The 20638-nt window shown below is 60.5% G+C and carries 19 protein-coding genes; 8 read left to right on the top strand and 11 right to left on the bottom strand.

Features of this window, described 5'->3' with window-relative positions:
• Positions 1 to 41 precede the first annotated feature (41 nt).
• Together clpA and AB4874_RS14435 are read right to left on the bottom strand one after the other, a co-directional pair.
• Entirely contained in the window at positions 42 to 2363 is a 2322-nt protein-coding gene (gene clpA, locus AB4874_RS14430; RefSeq protein WP_368392509.1) for an ATP-dependent Clp protease ATP-binding subunit ClpA, read from the bottom strand.
• 289 nt (positions 2364 to 2652) lie between these two features.
• Positions 2653 to 3903 carry an HPP family protein gene (locus AB4874_RS14435; RefSeq protein WP_368392510.1) on the bottom strand — a complete coding sequence of 417 codons (1251 nt, stop codon included), beginning with the start codon at positions 3901 to 3903 and terminating at the stop codon, positions 2653 to 2655.
• Between the two features lie 159 nt (positions 3904 to 4062).
• Between AB4874_RS14435 and AB4874_RS14440 the strand changes: the two genes are divergently transcribed.
• Positions 4063 to 5160: a transglutaminase-like domain-containing protein gene (locus AB4874_RS14440; RefSeq protein WP_368392511.1), complete on the top strand. Its 1098-nt coding sequence runs from the start codon at positions 4063 to 4065 to the stop codon at positions 5158 to 5160.
• 45 nt (positions 5161 to 5205) lie between these two features.
• Here the strand turns inward: AB4874_RS14440 and gloB are convergent, their stop codons facing one another.
• Positions 5206 to 5976, bottom strand: coding sequence for a hydroxyacylglutathione hydrolase (gene gloB / locus AB4874_RS14445; RefSeq protein ID WP_368392512.1), 771 nt, complete (start codon positions 5974 to 5976; stop codon positions 5206 to 5208).
• Between the two features lie 62 nt (positions 5977 to 6038).
• On the opposite strand from gloB, the gene AB4874_RS14450 reads away from it, so the two are divergent.
• The 7 genes from AB4874_RS14450 (at position 6039) to AB4874_RS14480 (ending at position 12496) form a co-directional block, all read left to right on the top strand.
• The gene (locus AB4874_RS14450; RefSeq protein ID WP_368392514.1) at positions 6039 to 6797 is read left to right on the top strand and encodes a methyltransferase domain-containing protein; all 759 of its coding nucleotides are present in this window, start codon (positions 6039 to 6041) and stop codon (positions 6795 to 6797) included.
• 410 nt (positions 6798 to 7207) lie between these two features.
• A complete protein-coding gene (locus AB4874_RS14455; protein ID WP_368392515.1) occupies positions 7208 to 7768 on the top strand; it encodes a F0F1 ATP synthase subunit delta in 561 nt (186 codons plus the stop codon).
• A complete protein-coding gene (gene atpA / locus AB4874_RS14460; protein WP_295533848.1) occupies positions 7769 to 9298 on the top strand; it encodes a F0F1 ATP synthase subunit alpha in 1530 nt (509 codons plus the stop codon). It abuts the gene before it with no gap.
• A 21-nt stretch (positions 9299 to 9319) separates the two neighbouring features.
• Positions 9320 to 10198: a F0F1 ATP synthase subunit gamma gene (locus AB4874_RS14465; RefSeq protein WP_368392516.1), complete on the top strand. Its 879-nt coding sequence runs from the start codon at positions 9320 to 9322 to the stop codon at positions 10196 to 10198.
• 17 nt (positions 10199 to 10215) lie between these two features.
• On the top strand, positions 10216 to 11634 hold the full coding sequence (atpD, locus tag AB4874_RS14470; protein WP_438273483.1) for a F0F1 ATP synthase subunit beta: 1419 nt from the start codon (positions 10216 to 10218) through the stop codon (positions 11632 to 11634).
• A 9-nt stretch (positions 11635 to 11643) separates the two neighbouring features.
• Positions 11644 to 12045, top strand: a complete 402-nt coding sequence (locus tag AB4874_RS14475; protein ID WP_295533844.1) for a F0F1 ATP synthase subunit epsilon — start codon at positions 11644 to 11646, stop codon at positions 12043 to 12045.
• A 100-nt stretch (positions 12046 to 12145) separates the two neighbouring features.
• On the top strand, positions 12146 to 12496 hold the full coding sequence (locus tag AB4874_RS14480; protein ID WP_368392517.1) for an H-type lectin domain-containing protein: 351 nt from the start codon (positions 12146 to 12148) through the stop codon (positions 12494 to 12496).
• A gap of 46 nt (positions 12497 to 12542) precedes the next feature.
• On the opposite strand, the gene AB4874_RS14485 is transcribed toward AB4874_RS14480, so the two are convergent.
• The 8 genes from AB4874_RS14485 to AB4874_RS14520 form a co-directional block, all read right to left on the bottom strand.
• Entirely contained in the window at positions 12543 to 14006 is a 1464-nt protein-coding gene (locus AB4874_RS14485) for a mannitol dehydrogenase family protein (protein ID WP_368392518.1), read from the bottom strand.
• A 1-nt stretch (position 14007) separates the two neighbouring features.
• Entirely contained in the window at positions 14008 to 14772 is a 765-nt protein-coding gene (locus AB4874_RS14490) for an L-iditol 2-dehydrogenase (RefSeq protein WP_368392536.1), read from the bottom strand.
• Positions 14769 to 15764: an ABC transporter ATP-binding protein gene (locus AB4874_RS14495; RefSeq protein WP_295533836.1), complete on the bottom strand. Its 996-nt coding sequence runs from the start codon at positions 15762 to 15764 to the stop codon at positions 14769 to 14771. The genes AB4874_RS14490 and AB4874_RS14495 overlap by 4 nt, the downstream gene beginning before the upstream one ends.
• Positions 15765 to 15774: 10 nt before the next feature.
• Entirely contained in the window at positions 15775 to 16605 is an 831-nt protein-coding gene (locus AB4874_RS14500) for a carbohydrate ABC transporter permease (protein WP_368392519.1), read from the bottom strand.
• Between the two features lie 3 nt (positions 16606 to 16608).
• Positions 16609 to 17481, bottom strand: coding sequence for a carbohydrate ABC transporter permease (locus AB4874_RS14505; RefSeq protein WP_295533833.1), 873 nt, complete (start codon positions 17479 to 17481; stop codon positions 16609 to 16611).
• A gap of 79 nt (positions 17482 to 17560) precedes the next feature.
• Positions 17561 to 18880 carry an ABC transporter substrate-binding protein gene (locus AB4874_RS14510; protein WP_295533831.1) on the bottom strand — a complete coding sequence of 440 codons (1320 nt, stop codon included), beginning with the start codon at positions 18878 to 18880 and terminating at the stop codon, positions 17561 to 17563.
• A gap of 138 nt (positions 18881 to 19018) precedes the next feature.
• Positions 19019 to 19963, bottom strand: a complete 945-nt coding sequence (locus AB4874_RS14515) for a sugar-binding transcriptional regulator (RefSeq protein WP_295533916.1) — start codon at positions 19961 to 19963, stop codon at positions 19019 to 19021.
• A 5-nt stretch (positions 19964 to 19968) separates the two neighbouring features.
• A complete protein-coding gene (locus AB4874_RS14520) occupies positions 19969 to 20637 on the bottom strand; it encodes an HAD family hydrolase (RefSeq protein ID WP_368392520.1) in 669 nt (222 codons plus the stop codon).
• Position 20638 lies beyond the last annotated feature (1 nt).

The raw sequence follows: 20638 nt of genomic DNA on the forward strand, positions 1-20638 counted from the left end.
GGGACGAGGAGGCTTATCAAAGCGGCGCGTAGCACGCGTGCTTATTCGGCTGTCAACAAGGGTGGTTTCGCACCCGAGATCCGCTTTTTGCCAGGTTCTTCGACAGTGATCACAAGATCGTCGTCTTTGACGGAGACCTTGGCCAGGCCGCCCTTGGTCAGCTTGCCGAACAGCAATTCTTCTGCGAGCGGCTTTTTGATATGCTCTTGAATGACGCGGCCCAATGGGCGCGCGCCCATCTTGTCATCATAGCCCTTTTCGGCCAGCCAACTGGCGGCTTGCGGCGTCAGTTCAATATGCACATTGCGATCAATCAACTGGGCTTCAAGCTGCAGGACGAACTTGTCCACCACCTTCAAGATCACATCGCGCGACAGCGGTGCAAAGCTGACCACCGCATCCAGTCGGTTGCGGAATTCGGGCGTAAAGGTGCGCTCGATTGCGGCGGTATCCTCACCCTCGCGGCGGTCGCGGCCAAAGCCGATCGCAGCCTTCGCCATGTCCGAGGCCCCCGCATTCGAGGTCATGATCAAGATCACATTGCGGAAATCCACCGTGCGACCGTTATGGTCGGTGAGTTTGCCGTGATCCATCACTTGCAGCAGGATGTTATAGACATCCGGATGCGCCTTTTCCATTTCGTCGAGCAACAGCACGCAATGGGGATGTTGATCGACCCCATCCGTCAGCATCCCGCCCTGATCAAACCCGACATAGCCCGGAGGTGCGCCGATCAGGCGTGAGACGGCGTGTTTCTCCATGTATTCCGACATGTCGAACCGCAAGAGTTCCACGCCCAGACTGTCGGCCAACTGGTTGGCAACCTCGGTTTTGCCGACGCCCGTGGGGCCTGCAAACAGGTAGTTGCCAATCGGCTTTTCAGGCTCGCGCAGGCCAGCCCGCGCCAGTTTGATCGCCGAGGCCAACGTCTCAATCGCCTTGTCTTGGCCAAACACCACCCGTTTGAGCGTTTTCTCAAGATCGCGCAGCACTTCTGCATCGCTTTTGGTGACCGATTTCGCCGGGATTCGCGCAATTTTTGCGACCACGGCCTCGATCTCTTTCGGGCCGATGGTTTTGCGTTTTTTGCTTTCGGCCAGCAGGTGCTGGGCCGCGCCCGCCTCGTCGATCACGTCGATCGCCTTGTCGGGCAACTTTCGGTCATGGACATAACGCGCCGCCAATTCTACGGCCGTCTTGATCGCATCATTGGTGTAGCGGATATCGTGGTGCTTTTCGAAATAGGGCTTCAACCCCATCAGGATCTTGATGGAATCGGGCACCGAGGGCTCGTTCACGTCGATCTTCTGGAAGCGACGCGACAGCGCGCGGTCTTTTTCGAAATGTTGGCGGAACTCTTTATAGGTGGTGGAGCCCATCGTGCGCAGCTTGCCGCCCGCCAAAGCGGGTTTGAGCAAGTTGGAGGCATCCATCGCCCCGCCACTCGTGGCACCGGCACCGATCACGGTGTGGATCTCGTCGATGAACAAGATTGCATCTTTGTGCTCTTCCAGCTCTTTGACGACAGCCTTCAGACGTTCCTCGAAATCCCCGCGATAGCGCGTGCCTGCCAGAAGCGCGCCCATATCCAGCGAATAGATCGTGGATTTCGACAAGATTTCCGGCGTTTCGCCGCGCGTGATCTTGAGCGCAAGCCCCTCGGCAATTGCGGTTTTACCCACGCCGGGATCGCCCACCAGAAGCGGGTTGTTCTTGCGGCGACGGCACAGCACCTGAATGCAACGCTCAACCTCTTGTTCGCGCCCGATCAGCGGGTCGACATCGCCCTTTTCGGATTTGACGTTGAGGTTGACGCAATACTTATCGAGCGCCGATTCCTTGGCCTCGCCGGGCTGCGCGGCCCCCTCGGCTTTTTGTTCTTCCTCGGCCCCCGTCACCGGGCGGGCCTCGCCAAATTCGGGGTCCTTGGCAACGCCATGGGCGATGAAATTCACCGCATCATAGCGCGTCATGTCCTGTTCTTGCAGGAAATAGGCGGCATTGCTTTCGCGTTCGGCAAAGATCGCGACCAGCACATTGGCCCCCGTCACTTCCGAGCGCCCCGAGGATTGCACATGGATCGCAGCGCGCTGAATTACGCGTTGGAAGGCGGCGGTGGGCACCGCTTCAGAGCCCTCAACCTCGGTTTCCAAGGTGGACAGTTCTTCGTCGATGAACTCCACCAAGGTCTGGCGCAATTCATCAATATCGACGGCACAGGCGGTCATCACGCGCGCGGCGTCAGGTTCGTCGATCAGCGCGAGCAAGAGATGCTCCAGCGTGGCCAATTCGTGGCGCCGGGTATTCGCCAGCGCAAGTGCGCCGTGAATCGCCTGTTCGAGCGTGTTGGAAAACGATGGCATGTTCTGCTCCTTATCCTGCGGATGCGGCGCGGGCGAACCCTCCACTTATCCTGGCCTCATATAGTTAAAGTTCGGTGGATTTGGCCGCGCTTCAAGTCTTTTGTGCCCAAAAAACGCCATCGATACGAAATGCGCTATAAAAACAGCCGCTTTCGCGCGGCGATGGTGCGCTGGCGCACGGAGCGTGCGCAATATCTTGGGGGTTTGTGGGTTACCCAGACGAAATGGGGGAGAGGCGGCTATGTTTCAAGAGCCATGCACAAACCTTGGGCGACTCGGCGTGCGCTTGTTAGATTTCTGTTTGGCGCGGCTCGGGTTCGGGCGCTTGGGGTGGTGCCTCGTTTGGCTCGCTCGGGGCGGTGTCGATTGCGGGCGCGTCCCTGATAGCGTCGTCATGGGGCGCGGCGGGAGAGTGTTTGAGCAGCAGGGTCATGATGTCGGTGCGCGTCAGGATGCCTTTCAGATGGCCCGCTTCGGTGACAGGCACCACGCGGGCCTCGCGCCGTGCCAGCCGCTCAAGCAGGGTGCCCACGGGAGTATCGCCCTCGACGGTTTGCACTTCGGTGTGAAAGATCGCGCGCGCCTCGGCCTCGGGCGGGGCGGCGCGAAAGCGGAACGGGCGGCGCAGCAGGTCGAATTCCTTGAACAGCTCATCAAGCGCGTCATGCTGATCGACGAGGCCCAGATAATAGCCAAGGCTATCGACCACCGGCAACGTGTGCACATTGAGGGTGGTCATCTTGCGCACGATCTCGCTTAGAGGCGCCTCGGGGGTCACGGTGACGGGGTTGTGCGTCATGATATCGCGCACCCGCGTGCCTGCCAGCAACGCCTCGGCCGCGCGGTGTTCAGCAGCCGCCATCAACCGCGCCAGATCGGCCGGGGCGAGGTTGGCGGAATGATTGAACTCGACAAGCAGATCGGCCAGGTCGCGCTGGCTCAGCGTGCGGGCAGGGCCACGCGTGCGCATGTTCTGATCTGAAGTCGACGAAAGCGGTCGGGTCGGGTAGGAAATGCCGAAGAGGCGATTGTAGATCATCGCGAAGACGATCAGCACCCCTGTCAGCGTGGCGATGGGAAAGATCGCAAACTCTAGTCCCAGATGACGCCCCGCCTCATGTTCGAGCACCACCAACAGCGCGATCCCCGCAGCAGGCGGATGCAACGCGCGCGCCGCCATCATTGTCGCAATCGCAGCCGCCACGGCCAGCCCGTCGGCATAGGGGGGCGGGATCATTTGCAACACCAAGATCGGCACCACGGCAGAAATCAGCATTCCCATCATCGAGGCCCAAGGCTGCGCAAGCGGCGAATTGGGCAGCACGAATAATAGCACCGCCGTCGAGGCGAAGGACGACACCAGATAAATGCCCGCCTGACGCGAATGGGGCAGGGTATCGACGACGAAGGTCACAAGGAAAATCGCAAGACCCGCGCCGATTGCGCCACGCAGAATATCAATCCCCGGTCGGCGCCCCATCGAGGGGCCGAAACGGCGGATTTGGCGGCGAATTTCTTGGGATAAAACAGGGAGGGGCATGCGAACTGGACTTGTGAACGGGCGTGATACATATCGCCGCTACTGGCGTTGGATGCAAGCAGGGCGCGCAATTGGGCGCTGGGGAGGGCAAGGCGCTGGCGGCCTTGCTCTTGCGCGGGCTCAAGCCTACAGACGGGCCAGAAAAAACGGAGCGCAGCCATGCAGATCACCAGACGCACCCTTATGAAGATCGGCTCGGCCTCTGCGCTTGGCGCGATGCTGCCAACCATCGCGCGCGCGGGGTTTACGCCCAAACCCGATGGCTGGCGTCATTTTGAATTGCGCACCCGCGTCACGCTGCCTGCCAGCGAGACGGGCGCGCAGCTATGGCTGCCCGTGCCTTCGGTCAGCGCGGCGGATTGGATGAAGCCGGGCGCGATCAGCTGGACGGGAAATGCCGATAGCGCCAGCGTGCAGACCGACCCCATCAAGGGCGAAAGCTTTGTGCATGCGATCTGGAAGGGTGGCAACGAGGCGCACGTGCTGGAACTCAGCACGATCGCCGCGACGCAGAATCGCGCGGTGGACCTGTCCGCCCCCGGCAACGTTCCGGCGCTCAGCACGCAGGACCACGCGTGCTACACCGCGCCGACGCATCTGATCCCGACCGATGGGTTGGTGAAACAGACCTCCGATCAGATCACCAAGGGCGCTACGTCTGATCTGGACCGCGCGCGCCGCATCTACGAGTGGATCGTTGAGAATACCGTGCGCAACCCCAAGACGCCGGGTTGTGGCTTGGGCGATGTGGCCTCGATGCTGGCGATGGGCGATCTGAGCGGGAAATGCGCCGATCTCAACGCGCTGTATGTCGGGCTGGCGCGCGCGGCGGGGCTGCCGGCGCGCGATGTCTATGGCATCCGCGTAGCACCCTCGAAATTCGGCTATAAAAGCCTTGGCGCGAATTCCCCCGATATCAGCAAGGCGCAGCATTGCCGGGCCGAAGTGTTCCTCACGGGCTTTGGTTGGGTCGCGGTGGACCCCGCCGATGTGCGCAAGGTCATGTTGCAGGAGGGCGCGGGGCATCTGGCGCTTGATAACCCCAAGGTGGTCGATGTGCGGCGCGCGCTGTTCGGGTCGTGGGAGGGCAACTGGGTCGCTTATAACTACGCCCATGACGTGACGCTGCCGGGCTCACGCAATCCGATGCTGCCCTATATGATGTATCCGCAGGCTGAAATTGACGGAAAACGCCAAGATTCGCTGGATCCCGAGACGTTCGTCTACCAGATCACCGCGCACGAACTAAGCGCCTGATCTGATCGCAGGATGATCTGACGGCTTGGGCGTGTCGCCCGAGCCTTAGAACCGGTCCTTGCGCGCGCGCGCCTCGGTAAAGGCCTCAAGCGCGGTGCCGTTGGCGGGCAAGCCAAGAGCCGCGCGCAGTTTCGGGTCATCGCCGCGCAGGAACGGGTTGGTGACTTTCTCAAGACCCAATTCGACGGGCAGGGTAGGGCGCATCTGGGCGCGGGTCTCGCGCACCTCGGCCATGCGCGCCAGCAGGTTGGGATTGTTGGGCTCAAGACTAAGGGCAAAGCGGCCGTTCGCCTCGGTATATTCATGCCCCGAGCAGACCAGCGTCTCATCGGGCAGCGCGCAAAAGCGCTGCAAGGTCTCAAACATCTGTGCCGCCGAGCCTTCAAACAGCCGCCCACAGCCCCAGCTCATTAGGCTATCACCCGAAAACAGCAGCCCCGCCTCGGGGAAGTAATAGGCGAGATGGCCAACGGTGTGACCGGGCGCATCCATCACCTCGACCTTTTCCATTCCGATCGGGATCATTTCGCCGGGTTGCAGCGCTTGGGCCAGTCGCGGCAGGCGATGGGCATCGGCGGCAGCCCCAAGAACCTTCGCCCCGGTGGCCCCTGCGAGGGCCTGCACACCATCAATGTGATCGGCGTGATGATGCGTGAGCAAAATCAGATTTGCCTTCCAGCCACGCTCCGTCAGCGCCTTGAGGACCGGCGGGGCCTCGGGGACGTCGATCACGGTTGTGGTATCGGTCGCGGCCTCATGCACGATATAGGCGTAGTTATCGGCGAGACAGGGCACGATGAGCAATTCGACGGACATGGCGTTTTCTACCGCTTTGAGTATCTTGTAACATAGCTAAGCCAAAGGAGGACCGACACGCAATGCATCTCGACGTGCTCGACCTGCGGAATTTCTATTACCGGACGCAGCTTGGACGCGCTGCCCAACGCGCGATCCGCGACAAGGTGCTGACGATGTGGCCTGCCACCGGCCCTGCCATGGGCGGGCAGACGGTGGCGGGATACGGGTTTGCCGCACCGCTGCTGCGTCCCTATCTGGAACCCGCGCGCCGGGTGATTGCGCTGATGCCTGCGGCGCAGGGCGTGATGCCTTGGCCTGCGGGGCAGCCCAATGTGTCGGTGCTGTGCGAAGAAACCCGCTGGCCGATCGAAACCGGGCGGGTGGATCGGCTGATCGTGATGCATGGGCTGGAAACCTCGGATAATACCGAGGCGTTGATGGCGGAATGCTGGCGCGTGCTGGGGCCGGGGGGGCGCGCGCTGTTTATCGCGCCCAATCGTGCCGGGCTTTGGGCCCCAAGCGAATCGACGCCCTTCGGCTTTGGCAAACCGTTCACCGCAGGTCAGCTTGATCAATTGGCGCGCCGCTCGGGTTTCGTGCCAGAGCGCCAAACGGCAGCGCTTTATATTCCGCCCAGCCATCGCCGGTTCTGGCTGCGCTCGGCGGCGATGTGGGAGCGGGTGGGCACCAAAGTGTCAGGCGTGCTGGCGGCGGGGGTGATCGTGCTTGAGGTCTCCAAGCAGGTCCATGCGCGCCATGATAGCGGCTTGGGCGCGCGCGTGCGCCGCCCGCTGTCGATTTTGGAGGGCGCGGTAAAGCCGGTCTCCAAGCCGATTTAAGCGCGCTTCGCCGGGGGGCTTGTCATGGTGAAATGGTGGGGCATATGAAAACGCCCCGCGACGTGCACAAGACCTCACGCCTGCAATCGGGTCCGATCCCGGCGATTTTCCCGGCGATAGCGGGGGTGAATCACCCTGGCGAGAAGATCTGCTGCGGATTCGGTCAAACCGTGTAATTCTTTGTGTTAGCGCCGTCATTTGAACCCACGCACTGTCACCTTATCGCGACGAAGGGCAAAATGCGGTCTTTCGCTCACATTCTGGTGTTCAAGATGGTTGCGAGGGGGGAATTGCTCTGCTACTCACCTCTCCGATATGTGGCACAAAAGACGAGTTTCTTGTGCCGGGGGAGACCTCCCGCCGGGCCCGTTGGGCGCGGAACGGGGGCAACAAGCATCGGAAGGGTGGACGTGTCCGAACCAGCTTCGATTTCCGCAAGCATCGCGGGGCGCTACGCGATTGCAATTTTTGAACTCTCGCGTGAGGCGAAAGGCATCAAAGCCCTTGAGGGTGATGTCGCGGCTTTGCGTGAGGCGCTCGCAAGCTCTGCTGATCTGCGCGATGTGGCCGTTTCACCGGTCTATACGCGCGATGAGCAGATGAATGCCGTCGCAGCGCTGGCAAGCAAGATGGGCTTGTCCAGTGCCATGAGCAACGGGCTGCAACTGATGGCGGCCAAGCGTCGCCTGTTCACATTGCCCCATTTGCTGAGCGCGTTGAGCAATCTGATCGCTGAAGAAAAAGGCGAAGTAACGGCCGAGGTCACCTCGGCTTCGGAACTTTCTGCTGCACAAGCCAAGAAACTGGCTGAAACGCTGAAAAAGCAAACGGGTAAAACCGTTAAACTGGACACCGCTGTCGATGAAAGCCTCATCGGTGGTATGATTGTAAAATTGGGTTCGCGCATGATCGACACGTCGATCCGCGCAAAGCTCGCTACTCTCAAGAACGCCATGAAAGAGGTCGGATAAATGGGCATCCAAGCAGCTGAGATTTCTGCGATCCTCAAGGACCAGATCAAGAATTTCGGGCAAGACGCCCAAGTGGCCGAAGTCGGTCGTGTGCTGTCGGTTGGTGACGGTATTGCGCGCGTCTACGGTCTCGATAACGTACAGGCCGGTGAAATGGTCGAATTCCCCGGTGGTATCCGTGGGATGGCGCTGAACCTCGAATCCGACAATGTCGGCGTCGTGATCTTCGGCTCTGACCAAGACATCAAAGAAGGCGATGTGGTTAAACGCACGAACTCGATCGTGGACGTGCCGGTTGGCAAAGGTCTGCTGGGTCGCGTCGTGGACGGTCTGGGCAATGCAATCGACGGCAAAGGCGCCATTGAGAGCACCGAGCGCCGTGTGGCCGACGTCAAAGCACCGGGCATCATCCCGCGGAAATCGGTTCACGAACCGATGGCAACCGGCCTGAAATCGGTCGACGCCATGATCCCGATCGGGCGTGGCCAGCGCGAATTGATCATCGGTGACCGTCAGACCGGTAAAACCGCGATCGCGCTCGATACGATCCTGAACCAGAAATCGTATAACGACGCCTCGCCCGACAATAAGATGCATTGCTTCTATGTCGCGATCGGTCAGAAACGCTCGACCGTGGCGCAGCTTGTTAAAAAGCTCGAAGAAACCGGTGCGATCGAATATACCACGATCATCGCCGCAACCGCATCCGACCCCGCGCCGATGCAATATCTCGCGCCCTATACCGCGACTGCGATGGCGGAATATTTCCGCGATAACGGCATGCACGCGTTGATCATCTATGACGATCTGTCCAAGCAGGCCGTGGCCTATCGCCAAATGTCGCTCTTGCTGCGTCGCCCGCCGGGCCGCGAAGCTTATCCGGGCGATGTGTTCTATCTGCACTCTCGCCTGCTGGAGCGTTCGGCCAAGCTGAACGAAGATTTCGGCTCGGGCTCGCTGACCGCGCTTCCGATCATCGAAACTCAGGGCGGCGACGTGTCGGCGTTTATTCCGACCAACGTGATCTCGATCACCGACGGTCAGATCTTCCTCGAAACCGAGCTGTTCTACCAAGGGATCCGTCCCGCCGTGAACACCGGTCTGTCGGTGTCGCGCGTTGGCTCTTCGGCGCAGACCAACTCGATGAAAACAGTGGCGGGTCCGGTGAAACTGGAACTGGCTCAGTATCGCGAGATGGCGGCGTTTGCACAGTTTGGCTCGGATCTGGATGCGGCAACGCAAAAGCTTCTGAACCGGGGCGCACGCCTGACCGAGATGATGAAGCAGCCGCAATATTCGCCGCTGACCAATGCCGAGATCGTGTCTGTGATCTTTGCAAGCACGAACGGGTTCCTCGATTCGATCCCGGTCGCACAGGTTGGCCGTTTTGAGCAGGGCTTGCTGGATTATCTGCGCAATTCGCGCAAAGACATCCTCGACTGGCTCACCCAGGAAGATCCCAAGATCAAGGGTGACGCAGCTGACAAGCTGAAAGCCGCCATTGACGAATTCGCCAAGACCTTCGCGTGATTGGCCTGAAAGGACAGGGATATGCCTAGCCTTAAGGACCTGAAAAACAGGATCGGAAGCGTCAAGAACACGCGGAAGATCACCAAGGCGATGCAAATGGTCGCCGCAGCCAAGTTGCGCCGTGCCCAAGAGGCCGCCGAAGCCGCACGCCCCTATGCCGAACGGATGCATGCCGTGATGGCGGGGCTCGCGGGCTCGGTGAAAGGTTCGGACAATGCGCCGCGCCTTCTCGGGGGCACGGGTGCAGACAAGGTGCATCTGCTGGTTGTGATGACGGCGGAACGTGGGCTTTGCGGTGGCTTCAACGCCAACATCGCCAAGCTTGCGCGTCAACACGCCACCAAGCTTCTGGCCGAGGGCAAAGAGGTGAAAATCCTCACCGTCGGCAAGAAGGGTCGCGATTCGCTGCGCCGGGAATACGGCCAGTATTTCGTGGGTCACGTCGATTTCAGCGACGTCAAACGCCTGAGCTATGACGACGCGCAAGGCGTGGCGCGAAATTTGCTGACACGCTTTGACAAGGATGAGTTCGACGTTGCGACGATCTTCTTCTCGGTCTTCCAAAGCGTGATTTCGCAAACGCCGACCGCCAAGCAGATCATCCCTGCCTCCTATGAACCGGAGGAAGGCGAAGAAACGCCCTCGGTGAACTACGATTACGAGCCCAGCGAAACGCAGATCCTTGCCGATCTGTTGCCGCGCGGGATCGCCACGCAGCTTTTTACGGCGCTGCTGGAAAATGCGGCCTCGGAACAAGGTGCGCGGATGTCGGCTATGGATAGTGCGACGCGCAATGCGGGCGAAATGATCGACAAACTGACGATCGAATACAACCGCACGCGTCAGGCCGCGATCACCAAGGAACTCATCGAAATCATTTCGGGCGCTGAGGCGCTCTGACGGAACCGGAGAAAATCATGGCAAGCAATGGCAAGGTAACCCAGGTCATCGGCGCCGTCGTGGACGTGCAGTTCGACGGCGAGCTGCCCGCGATCCTCAACGCGCTGGAAACAACCAACAACGGCAAGCGTCTGGTGCTTGAAGTCGCGCAGCACTTGGGCGAAGGCTCGGTGCGCACCATCGCGATGGACGCCACCGAAGGCCTCGTGCGTGGGGCACCGGTGAAAGACACCGGCAGCCCGATCTCGGTGCCGGTTGGCACGGCGACGCTGGGTCGCATCCTGAACGTCATCGGCGAGCCGGTGGACGAAAAGGGCCCGGTCGAGGCTGACGAGTTCCGCCCGATCCACGCCCCCGCACCCGACTTTGCGGATCAGGCGACCGAGGCGCAAATCCTCGTCACCGGCATCAAGGTGATCGACCTGCTCGCGCCTTACTCCAAGGGCGGTAAAATTGGCCTCTTCGGCGGTGCCGGCGTGGGCAAGACGGTTCTGATCCAAGAGCTGATCAACAACATCGCAAAGGTGCACTCGGGTCTGTCCGTGTTCGCCGGCGTGGGCGAGCGGACTCGTGAAGGCAACGATTTGTATCACGAGATGATTGAATCGGGCGTTTTGACCCCCGACAATCTGCCGGACTCGAAAATCGCACTGGTCTTTGGTCAGATGAACGAGCCTCCGGGCGCGCGTGCGCGTATTGCGCTGACCGGCCTGACCTTGGCCGAGCAGTTCCGCGACGCAACCGGCACCGACGTTTTGTTCTTTGTCGACAACATCTTCCGCTTCACTCAGGCGGGTTCTGAGATGTCCGCTCTTCTGGGTCGTATTCCTTCGGCTGTGGGCTATCAGCCGACGCTGGCGACCGACATGGGCGCGATGCAGGAACGTATCACCTCGACGAAGAACGGTTCGATCACCTCGATCCAGGCCGTGTACGTGCCTGCCGATGACTTGACCGACCCGGCACCTGCCACCACCTTCGCGCACCTTGATGCAACCACGGTTCTCAACCGTGCGATCTCGGAACTGGGTATCTACCCGGCTGTGGACCCGCTGGACTCGACCTCGCGTCTGATGGACCCGCTGATCCTTGGTGAAGAGCATTACCGCGTGGCGCGCGACGTGCAGGAAATCCTGCAGCGCTACAAGGCTTTGCAAGACATCATCGCCATCCTCGGGATGGACGAATTGTCCGAAGAGGATAAGCTGACCGTGGCCCGTGCCCGGAAAATCCAGCGTTTCCTCAGCCAGCCGTTCGACGTGGCCAAAGTCTTCACCGGCTCTGACGGCGTTCAGGTGCCGCTCGAAGACACGATCAGCTCGTTCAAAGCGGTTGTGGCGGGCGAATACGATCACCTCCCCGAGGGTGCCTTCTACATGGTTGGCGGCATCGAGGATGTGAAAGCGAAAGCTGCGAAACTCGCCGCTGCGGCGTAAGGAGGCGTTATGGCCGACACGATGCAATTCGATCTGGTCGCACCCGAGCGCAAGCTCGCCTCGGAAGAGGAAGCGATCGAGGTCATGGTGCCGGGCGCGGATGGCGACCTGACGGTGATGCCCGGCCACGCGCCGATGCTCACCACGCTGCGCCCCGGTCGGCTCACCTTGGTGACCCGCTCGGAAACGCACAGCTACGCCGTGACGGGTGGCTTTGCCGAGATCACCCCCGAGGGTGTGACGGTGCTGGCCGAACGCTCGCTGCCTGCCGAGGAATTCACCCGTGAAGTCCACGACAAGCTGATCGCAGAGGCCCGCCGTGTGCACGAAGAGGCCCACCCGTCGGTAGCAGATCTCACCGCCAAATTGCTGGCGGATATGGAAGCCATGGGCACTCATATGACGCTGTGAGCCGGTTAAAAGACACGAAACAAGCCCCGGTTTTTCCGGGGCTTTTTTCTGGGCAGTGAGCCGCGTAAGATCGCACAATCGGGCAGAGAGGTCAGTCACCATGATCACGGTCGAAAGCCATCGCATGGGGATGCAGCAAGGCTCCATCGTGTTGTTTTCCGATTATCAGGATGGTGGCGCGATGTGGACGGGCGATGGCCCGCGCGAACTGCGCAAATTGGTCAGTTTTGCCGAGGCTTTCTCAGCCAAGCCGCTGGTGCATGTCGCGCTGTCGATGTGGGACATTGATCAAAAACACAATGGCCGAATGGATATTTCCACCGAGATGGTCACCCCCGAGGGGTTCGTGATCGTGTTTCGCACCTGGGGGGATACCCGTGTGGCGCGGGTGCGTTCGGATTGGCTGGCGTTGGGTGCCTGTGCCAACGCCGACGATTGGGATATTCACTAGGCGCAGGTGTGATCCTGCGCCCAAGTGCTTTTATTCCGTGTGGCGTCTACTTGAGGTAATCCGTGATCACCGCCTGCGAACCGCGTGCCCAGACATCCTTCAGCGTCTTGGTGAACTGCGCCACTAGCGCGTCGTTTTTCGAAAGATCACCGTAGATTTCCGACATTTCGAGCCAAGCGGCGGGGCGGGTTTTCGCCGCTTTGGACTGCGCCACCAGACGGTCCCAATTCGGATCGTTTGCCGCAATCTCGGCGCCGGTTTCTGTGGTGCCGTAGCAATAGCGGCACCACAGAGCGCTTGCCAAAACCAGCCCGTCACAGCCCAGCCCCCGCGTCAGCCGGTCCCGGATCGACGTGATGATGAATTTCGGCTGTCGGTTGAACCCGTCAAAGCACAGGCGGCGGATCGTGTCGGCCACTTCGGGGTTTGAAAACCGCTCCAAAATCAGTTGCTTATAGGCGCTCAGATCGGTGTCGGGCACGGGGGGGATGATCGGCAGAATCTCGGACGTTTCGATCTTGTCGAGATAGGCGCGGATCTGGGGATCGGCCATCGCCTCATGGGCGAATTCGATATCGCGCAAACCACCTGCATAGGCGATGATCGCGTGCCCACCATTCAGGATGCGGATCTTCATCGTCTCAAAACGATCCACCGCTTCGGTGAAGGTCACGCCGACTTTCTCCAGCGCCGGGCGGCCGGCGGGGAAATGATCCTCCATCACCCATTGGCGAAACGGCTCGCAGGTGACGGGGGCGGCATCCTCCAGCCCAAAGCTTTCGGCCAAAGCGCGCTCGCGCGGGCCGGTGGCGGGGGTGATGCGGTCGACCATCGAATTGGGGAAGGCGACGTTGGATTTGATCCAGCCCGCCAGTTCGGGGTCAGACAGCTGTGCCAGCCCAACCACCGCATCGCGCGTGACATGGCCATTATGGGGAACGTTGTCGCAGCACATCACGGTGAAGGGCGCGACATCCGCCGCGCGGCGCGCCTTGAGGGCCGCGATCATCGCGCCAAAGGCGGTTTCGGGGGCGTCCGGATTGGCCGCATCGGCGGCAATATCGGGATGGGTGGGGCTGAAAGTGCCGGTCTCGGGGTCGATGAAATAGCCGCCCTCGGTCACGGTGAGCGAGACAATCCGGATCCCGGGGTCCGACATCGCCGCGATCAGGGGCGCATTGCCCGAGGCCACCGGCACAAAGCCCGTCATCGCGCCGATCACGCGGGCCGATTTCGCGCTTGGGTCCAGCTCGATCACGCTCGACATACCGTCTTGCGCCATCAGCGCTTCGCCCATCTTGGCATCGCCTGCGCGCACGCCAGCGCCGAGCAGCGCCCAGTCATGGCCGATCCCTAGGTTGAACAGGTCATCAAGGTAAACCGCCTGATGGGCGCGATGGAAATTGCCGCAGCCGATATGGACGATTCCCGCGCTCAGATCACTTCGGTCATAGCCGGGGCGCGCCACATCATCTGGGAGAAGATCAAGCGTTTCGTTTGAGAGTTTCATGTCAGCTCATCCAATTCCCGCCATCGACATTATAGGTCTGGGCGACGATATATTCGGCCTCGTCCGAGGCCAGAAACACCGCCATCCCGGTGAGGTCCTGTGCCGTGCCCATGCGCCCAAAGGGCACCGCCGCGCCGACTTCGCGCTTTTTCTGGCCCGGTGCCTTGCCCTCGTATTTGGCAAAGAAGGCATCGACGCCGTCCCAATGCTCGCCATCCACGACACCGGGTGCGATAGCATTCACGTTGATGCCGTGTTCGATCAGGTTCAGCCCCGCCGACTGCGTGAGGCTGATGACCGCCGCCTTGGAGGCGCAATAGACCGCCACCAAGGCCTCACCACGCCGCCCGGCTTGGCTTGCCATGTTGATGATCTTGCCGCCACGGCCCTGCGCGATCATCTCGCGCGCGGCCGCCTGCATCATGAACAGCGTGCCCTCGACATTGATCTTGAAGACGCGTTCGTAATCTTGCCGGGTGATCTCGACCAAAGGGGCTGCGGTGAAGATCGCAGCGTTGTTGATCAAGATATCAATCCCGCCGCTGGCGCGCAGCGCGGCCATTGCGTCCTCGATGCTGGCCGGGTCGGTCACATCAAGGGGCAGGGCAGTCGCGCCGATTGCGGCTGCGGTGTCTTGAGCGCGCTCGAGATCAATATCGCCGATCACGACCTGCGCACCCTCGGCGATGTATTTTTCGGCAAATGCCTGCCCGATGCCGCGCGCGGCACCGGTGATCAGGGCGCGTTTTCCCGAGAGGCGCATCAGATCGCAAGCCCTGCCGCGTCGAACTTGTGCAGTTGCGACAGATCGGGGCTAAGCCAGACGCTGTCACCCGAATGCAGGTCGATCTCGCCATCGCCGCGCACGTTGATCAGCCCGAACTCGGTATCGACATGCAGGAACGTGTCCGAGCCAAGGTGTTCGGACACACCAACGGTGCCCTTCCACGCGCCTTCGGTCGCGGAGACATTGATATGCTCGGGGCGGATGCCGATCGTGTGGGCGTTGTGCTTGGCCGCCTCGGGGCCCTCGACGAAGTTCATCTTGGGCGAGCCGATGAAGCCTGCCACAAACTTGTTGCGCGGGCTGCGATAAAGCTCAAGCGGCGAGCCGACCTGCTCGATCACGCCGGCATGCAGCACCACGATTTTGTCGGCCATGGTCATTGCCTCGACTTGGTCGTGGGTGACGTAAACCATCGTGGTTTTCAGCTTTTGGTGCAGCTCGGAAATCTCGAGCCGCATGTTCACGCGCAGCGCCGCATCAAGGTTCGAGAGTGGCTCGTCAAACAAAAACGCCGCCGGTTCACGCACGATGGCGCGGCCAATCGCAACCCGCTGACGCTGACCGCCCGAAAGCTGGCCGGGGCGGCGATGCAGGTAGTCGGTGAGGTTGAGGATGCGCGCGGCATTCTCGATCTTGGCGTCGATCGTTGCCTGATCGGCCTTGGCCATTTTCAGCGGAAACGCGATGTTCTTGCGCACCGACATATGCGGATACAGCGCGTAGGACTGGAACACCATCGCAAGGCTGCGCTTGGCGGGGGGCAGGTCGGTGGCATCTTGGCCGTCGATCTCGATATGGCCGCCCGACACGTCTTCCAGCCCGGCAATCAGGCGCAGCAACGTGGATTTACCGCAGCCCGAGGGGCCAACGAAGACCACGAATTCGCCCTCGCCGATATGCAGATCCAGCGGCGGGATGACTTCCACATCGCCAAAGCGTTTGGTGACGCCTTTGAGTTCAATCTGTCCCATGGGGATCTCCTTATTTCACAGCGCCAAAGGTCAGGCCACGCACAAGCTGTTTCTGGCTAAACCAGCCAAGGATCAGGATCGGTGCGATTGCCAGCGTCGAGGCAGCAGAGAGTTTGGCGTAAAACAACCCTTCGGGGCTGGAATATGCGGCGATGAAAGCCGTCAGCGGGGCAGCCTTGGCCGCTGTCAGGTTGAGGGTCCAGAAGGCCTCGTTCCAAGACAGGATGACGTTGAGAAGCAGCGTCGAGGCGATGCCGGGGATTGCCATCGGCGTAAGCACATACAAGATCTCGCTGCGCAGACCTGCGCCGTCCATGCGGGCGGCTTCAAGGATCTCCGAGGGGATTTCCTTGAAATAGGTGTAAAGCATCCAGATCACGATCGGCAGGTTCATCAGGCAGAGCACGATGATCAGGCCGGTGCGGGTATCCAGCAGCCCCCAGTCACGAAACATCAGATAGATCGGGACCAGCACACCCACAGCGGGCATCATCTTGGTCGAGAGCATCCACATCAGTACATCCTTGGTGCGTTTGCCCGGCACAAAGGCCATCGCCCAAGCGGAGGGGATGCCGATGATCAGCGCCAGGATCACCGAGCCGAATGAGATGATCACCGAGTTCATGAAGTGGCGGAAATAGTTCGAGCGTTCCTGCACCAAGGTGTAGCTTTCAAAGGTCCAATGCGAGGTGAGCACCTGCAACGGCGTCTTGATCGCGTCGCCCTCGGTCTTGAACGACAAGATGATCGTCCACAGGATCGGGAAGAAGATCACGAAGCCGACGCTCCAGGCGAGGATCGTCATCACCAGCTTGCGGCGGTTTGAAGTTTTGCGCGCCATCTCTCAGGTCTCCAGATTCTTGCCGATCATCCGCATCAGGAAGATCGCAACGATGTTGGCCAAGATCACAGCGACGATGCCGCCTGCCGCCCCGCCGCCGACGTCGAATTGCAGCAGCGATTGGACATAGACGAGATAGGTCAGCGTGGTCGAGGCGATGCCCGGTCCGCCATTGGTGGTCACGAGGATCTCAGCGAAGGTCGACAGCAGGAAAATCGTCTGAATGAGGATCACCACGGTCGCGGCGCGCGACAGATGCGGCACCATGATATAGATGAACCGTGACCAGATGCTGGCGCCATCCATTTCGGCGGCCTCAAGCTGCTCGCTATCAAGCGATTGCAGCGCGGTCAGCAAGATCAGCGTCGCGAAGGGCAACCATTGCCACGCCACAATCAGCGTGATCGACAAAAGCGGGGCTTGGGCGAGGAAATCATAGGCGGGAAAGCCGAAGAAATGCGCAATATAGGCGAATATCCCGTTCACCGGATTGAAGAAGAAGTTCTTCCACACCAGCGCCGACACCGTGGGCATCACGAAGAAGGGCGCAATCACCAGCACCCGCACGATGCCTTGGCCAAAGATCGCCTGATCGAGCAGCAGCGCCAAAAGCATCCCGCCGATGATGGTGATCAGCAACACGCCTCCGACGAGGAACAAGGTGTTCCAGAGGGCGGTGAAAAAGGCGGGATCGGTCAGGAAATATTCGTAGTTCTGAAAGCCGACAAAGCCAGTCTGGCCGGGCATCAGAAGGTTATAGCGCTGGAACGAGAACCACAATGTCATGCCCAGCGGCACGGCCATCCACAAAAACAAAAGAATAACCGAGGGCGATATCATCAGACGCGCGGCAGCGCGCGAGGCTTGCGTGGACATGGGTCCGGCTCCGGCAATGAAAGAGGGGGGATGGGGCGGCCCGAATACAGGCTGCCCCAAGAGATAGATGGAAAGCGGATTACTTGAGGTAACCGGCTTTCTTCATCTCACGCTCGGTGAGGCTTTGCGCACTCTCCAAGGCTTGTTCTGCGGTCATCTGACCCGCAAGGGCTGCCGAGAACTGCTGGCCCACTGCATTGCCGAGACCTTGGAACTCGGGGATCGCAACGAACTGCACGCCGGTATAGGGCACGTCCTGCACCGAGGGGTGCTTGGGATCGGCCGCATTGATCGAGTCGAGCGTCAGCTTGGCGAACGGGGCCGCCTTTTGATACTCGGGGTTCTCATACAGCGAGGTCCGCGTTCCCGGAGGCACGTTGGCCCAACCTTCTTTGGCGGCAACCAATTCGGTGTAGTGCTTGGAGGTTGCCCAGTCGATGAAGGCCTTGGCTGCGGCTTCATGCTTGGTGCCTGCCGGAATCGCGAGGCTCCAGGCCCACAGCCAGTTGGCGCGCTTGTCGACGCCTTCCTTGTTGGGGGCCAGCGCAAAGCCAACCTTGTCGGCCACGGTGGAATCTTTGGGGTTGGTCACGAACGAGGCCGCCACCGTCGCATCCATCCACATCCCGCATTTGCCCTGCTGGAACAGCGCGAGGTTTTCGTTGAACCCGTTGGACGAAGCGCCCGGAGGCCCGTATTTGTTCATCAGGTCAAGATAGGTGGTCAGGGTCTCTTTCCATGGCGCGGAGTCGAATTGGGGTTTCCAATCCATGTTGAACCACGAGCCGCCCATCGAGTTGTCCATCGCCGACAAGAAGGCCATGTTCTCGCCCCAGCCCGCTTTGCCACGCAAGCAGATGCCGTAGACGCCATTGGCCTTGTCGGTCATCGCCGCGGCCGCTTTCTCGATATCGCCCCAGGTCGGCTTTTCGGGCATTTGCAGCCCGGCCTTCTCCATCAGGTCCTTGCGATACATCACAAACGAGCTTTCGCCATAGAAGGGCGAGGCGTAAAGATTGCCATCGACCGTCAGACCCGAGCGGATCGCGGGCAGCAAATCGTTCACGTCATACTCGGCAGGCAGGTCATTGAGCGACACCAGCCAGCCTTGCTTGGCCCAGATCGGAACCTCGTAGGTGCCAATGGTCAGAACGTCGAACTGGCCGCCCTTGGTGGCGATGTCTGTCGTCACTTTCTGGCGCAGGACGTTCTCTTCAAGTGTCACCCAGTCGACCTTGATGTCGGGATGCATCTTGTAAAAATCATCCATGTAGCCCTGCATGCGGACCATGTCGCCGTTATTGACAGTGGCTACGGTGATCGTGGTCTCAGCGGATGCCGCGGTGGCAAGCGCACCAAGAGCACAGGCGCCAAGAAGCGCCCGGAACGTGAGTGTCATGATATCCTCCCAGATATTCTGAGCAAATGCCCAGTACGTGAGAAAATATTCATTCAAACGGTAGATTCTGTCAATCATCAATTTCCACGGCGACGTGGAGACCTTTGAAGTTCGAATAAGGTTATGAAATGAATAGTCTTATTGGACGAGACTTCGCGCGGTGTCTTCGTCGGTGACCAATCCATTGATCAATCCACCCGCCAAAGCACCTCGAATCGCCGCCAGTTTTGAGGCTCCTGCGGCGATCGCGATCTTGGGGGCGTCGCCGTTGCGTGCGATCTTAAATGAGCCAAATCGCTCGGTGGTTTGTGTTGTGATGTAACGTCCCTGCACGTCGTAAAACGCCCCAACCAGCTCGCCGATCGCGCCTGCGTTTTGCAACTCTCGCAACTCTGAGAGGGTCACGAACCCGTCCTTGTAGACGGGCGCGTCGTCGCCCAACTGGCCCACCCCGACAAAGGTCGCATCCGCCTGCGCGGCCAAGCGGCGCACCGCCTGCACCGGCTTGAGATGGTCAAACATCGCGCGTTCCTCGGCGCTTTCCGAAATCACCGGCACCAGCATCGGATAGTGGGGCAGGTGCAGCTTGTTGGCCAAGCGCATGATTACATCGTAAATGCTGGCCGACCCATCGGGCGCGATATTGCCAATCAACGAGACGATCTTATGGGCCATGGCGGGGGGCTGCATCACCTCTTCGACCATTGCACTCAAAGAGCGCCCGGTGCCAAAGGCGATCACCTGCGGTTCGGGCCGCGCAAGGATGCGCTCCAGCAGAGTCGCCGCCAGCGGGGCGGTGGCGCGTGCTCGGTCGCCCCCTTCGCCCAGCGAGGGGGCGACGCGCACCGTTTGCAACTGAAAGCGACGGCGCAGCGCGGCCTCCAGTTCCAAACAGGCGCCGATCTTGTGCTCGATGCGCACCCGCACCAGCCCGTCCGAAACCGCGCGGCTGACCAGACGCTGCGCGCGCTGGCGCGAAACGCCCAGCTCGGCCGCGATCTGATCTTGCGTCATGCCGCCCACGTAATAAAGCCATCCCGCGCGGGCAGCCTCGTCCTCGCGGGTGGCCTCGATCTCATTCATCCGGTTCATGTCGCGGCCCTCATATTGGGACCAAGATGAAAGAATTCGTCGAAAGAGGCAAATTCTAGTTGCGCAATCGCATCGGCGGGGCGCAACAGCGGCCGCCCGTGCAGATGGCTGCCGCCGGTGAAGCGCCACACCGTCATGCCCGCCGCCAGCCCTGCGCGGATGCCCGTCAGGCTGTCTTCAATCACCACGCAGCGGGCAGGGTCAGCGCCCATCTGGCGCGCGGCATGCAAGAATAGATCGGGCGCGGGTTTGCCTTGCGCAACTTCGCTGGCGGTGAAAATCCGGCCCTGTACCTGCTTATCCAGTCCGACGATTTCCAGCGACCGCTGCGCGCGCTGCGGGCTGGATGAGGTTGCCACGCACCACGACACACCGAGTTGCGCGATCACGTCGCTCACGCCGGGCATCACCCGCAGGTCTGTTTCAAAGGCCGCAAGTAAGCGGGCGCGGTAGCGCGCCTCGAAATCTTCGGGCAGATCGAGACCGAATTCAAAGCGGATCTGTTTCATCACCGTCGGATAAGAGCGGCCCAGAAAATTGCGTGCGACGTAATCGAGATCGATATTCACATCCAGGTTTCGCAGCTCTGCGATCAGCATATTGGCCGAGATGATTTCGGAATCGATCAGCACCCCGTCGCAATCAAAAATGCACAAATCGAACATT

This window comes from Thioclava arctica (genome assembly GCF_040892615.1).
GTDB classification, from domain to species: domain Bacteria; phylum Pseudomonadota; class Alphaproteobacteria; order Rhodobacterales; family Rhodobacteraceae; genus Thioclava; species Thioclava arctica.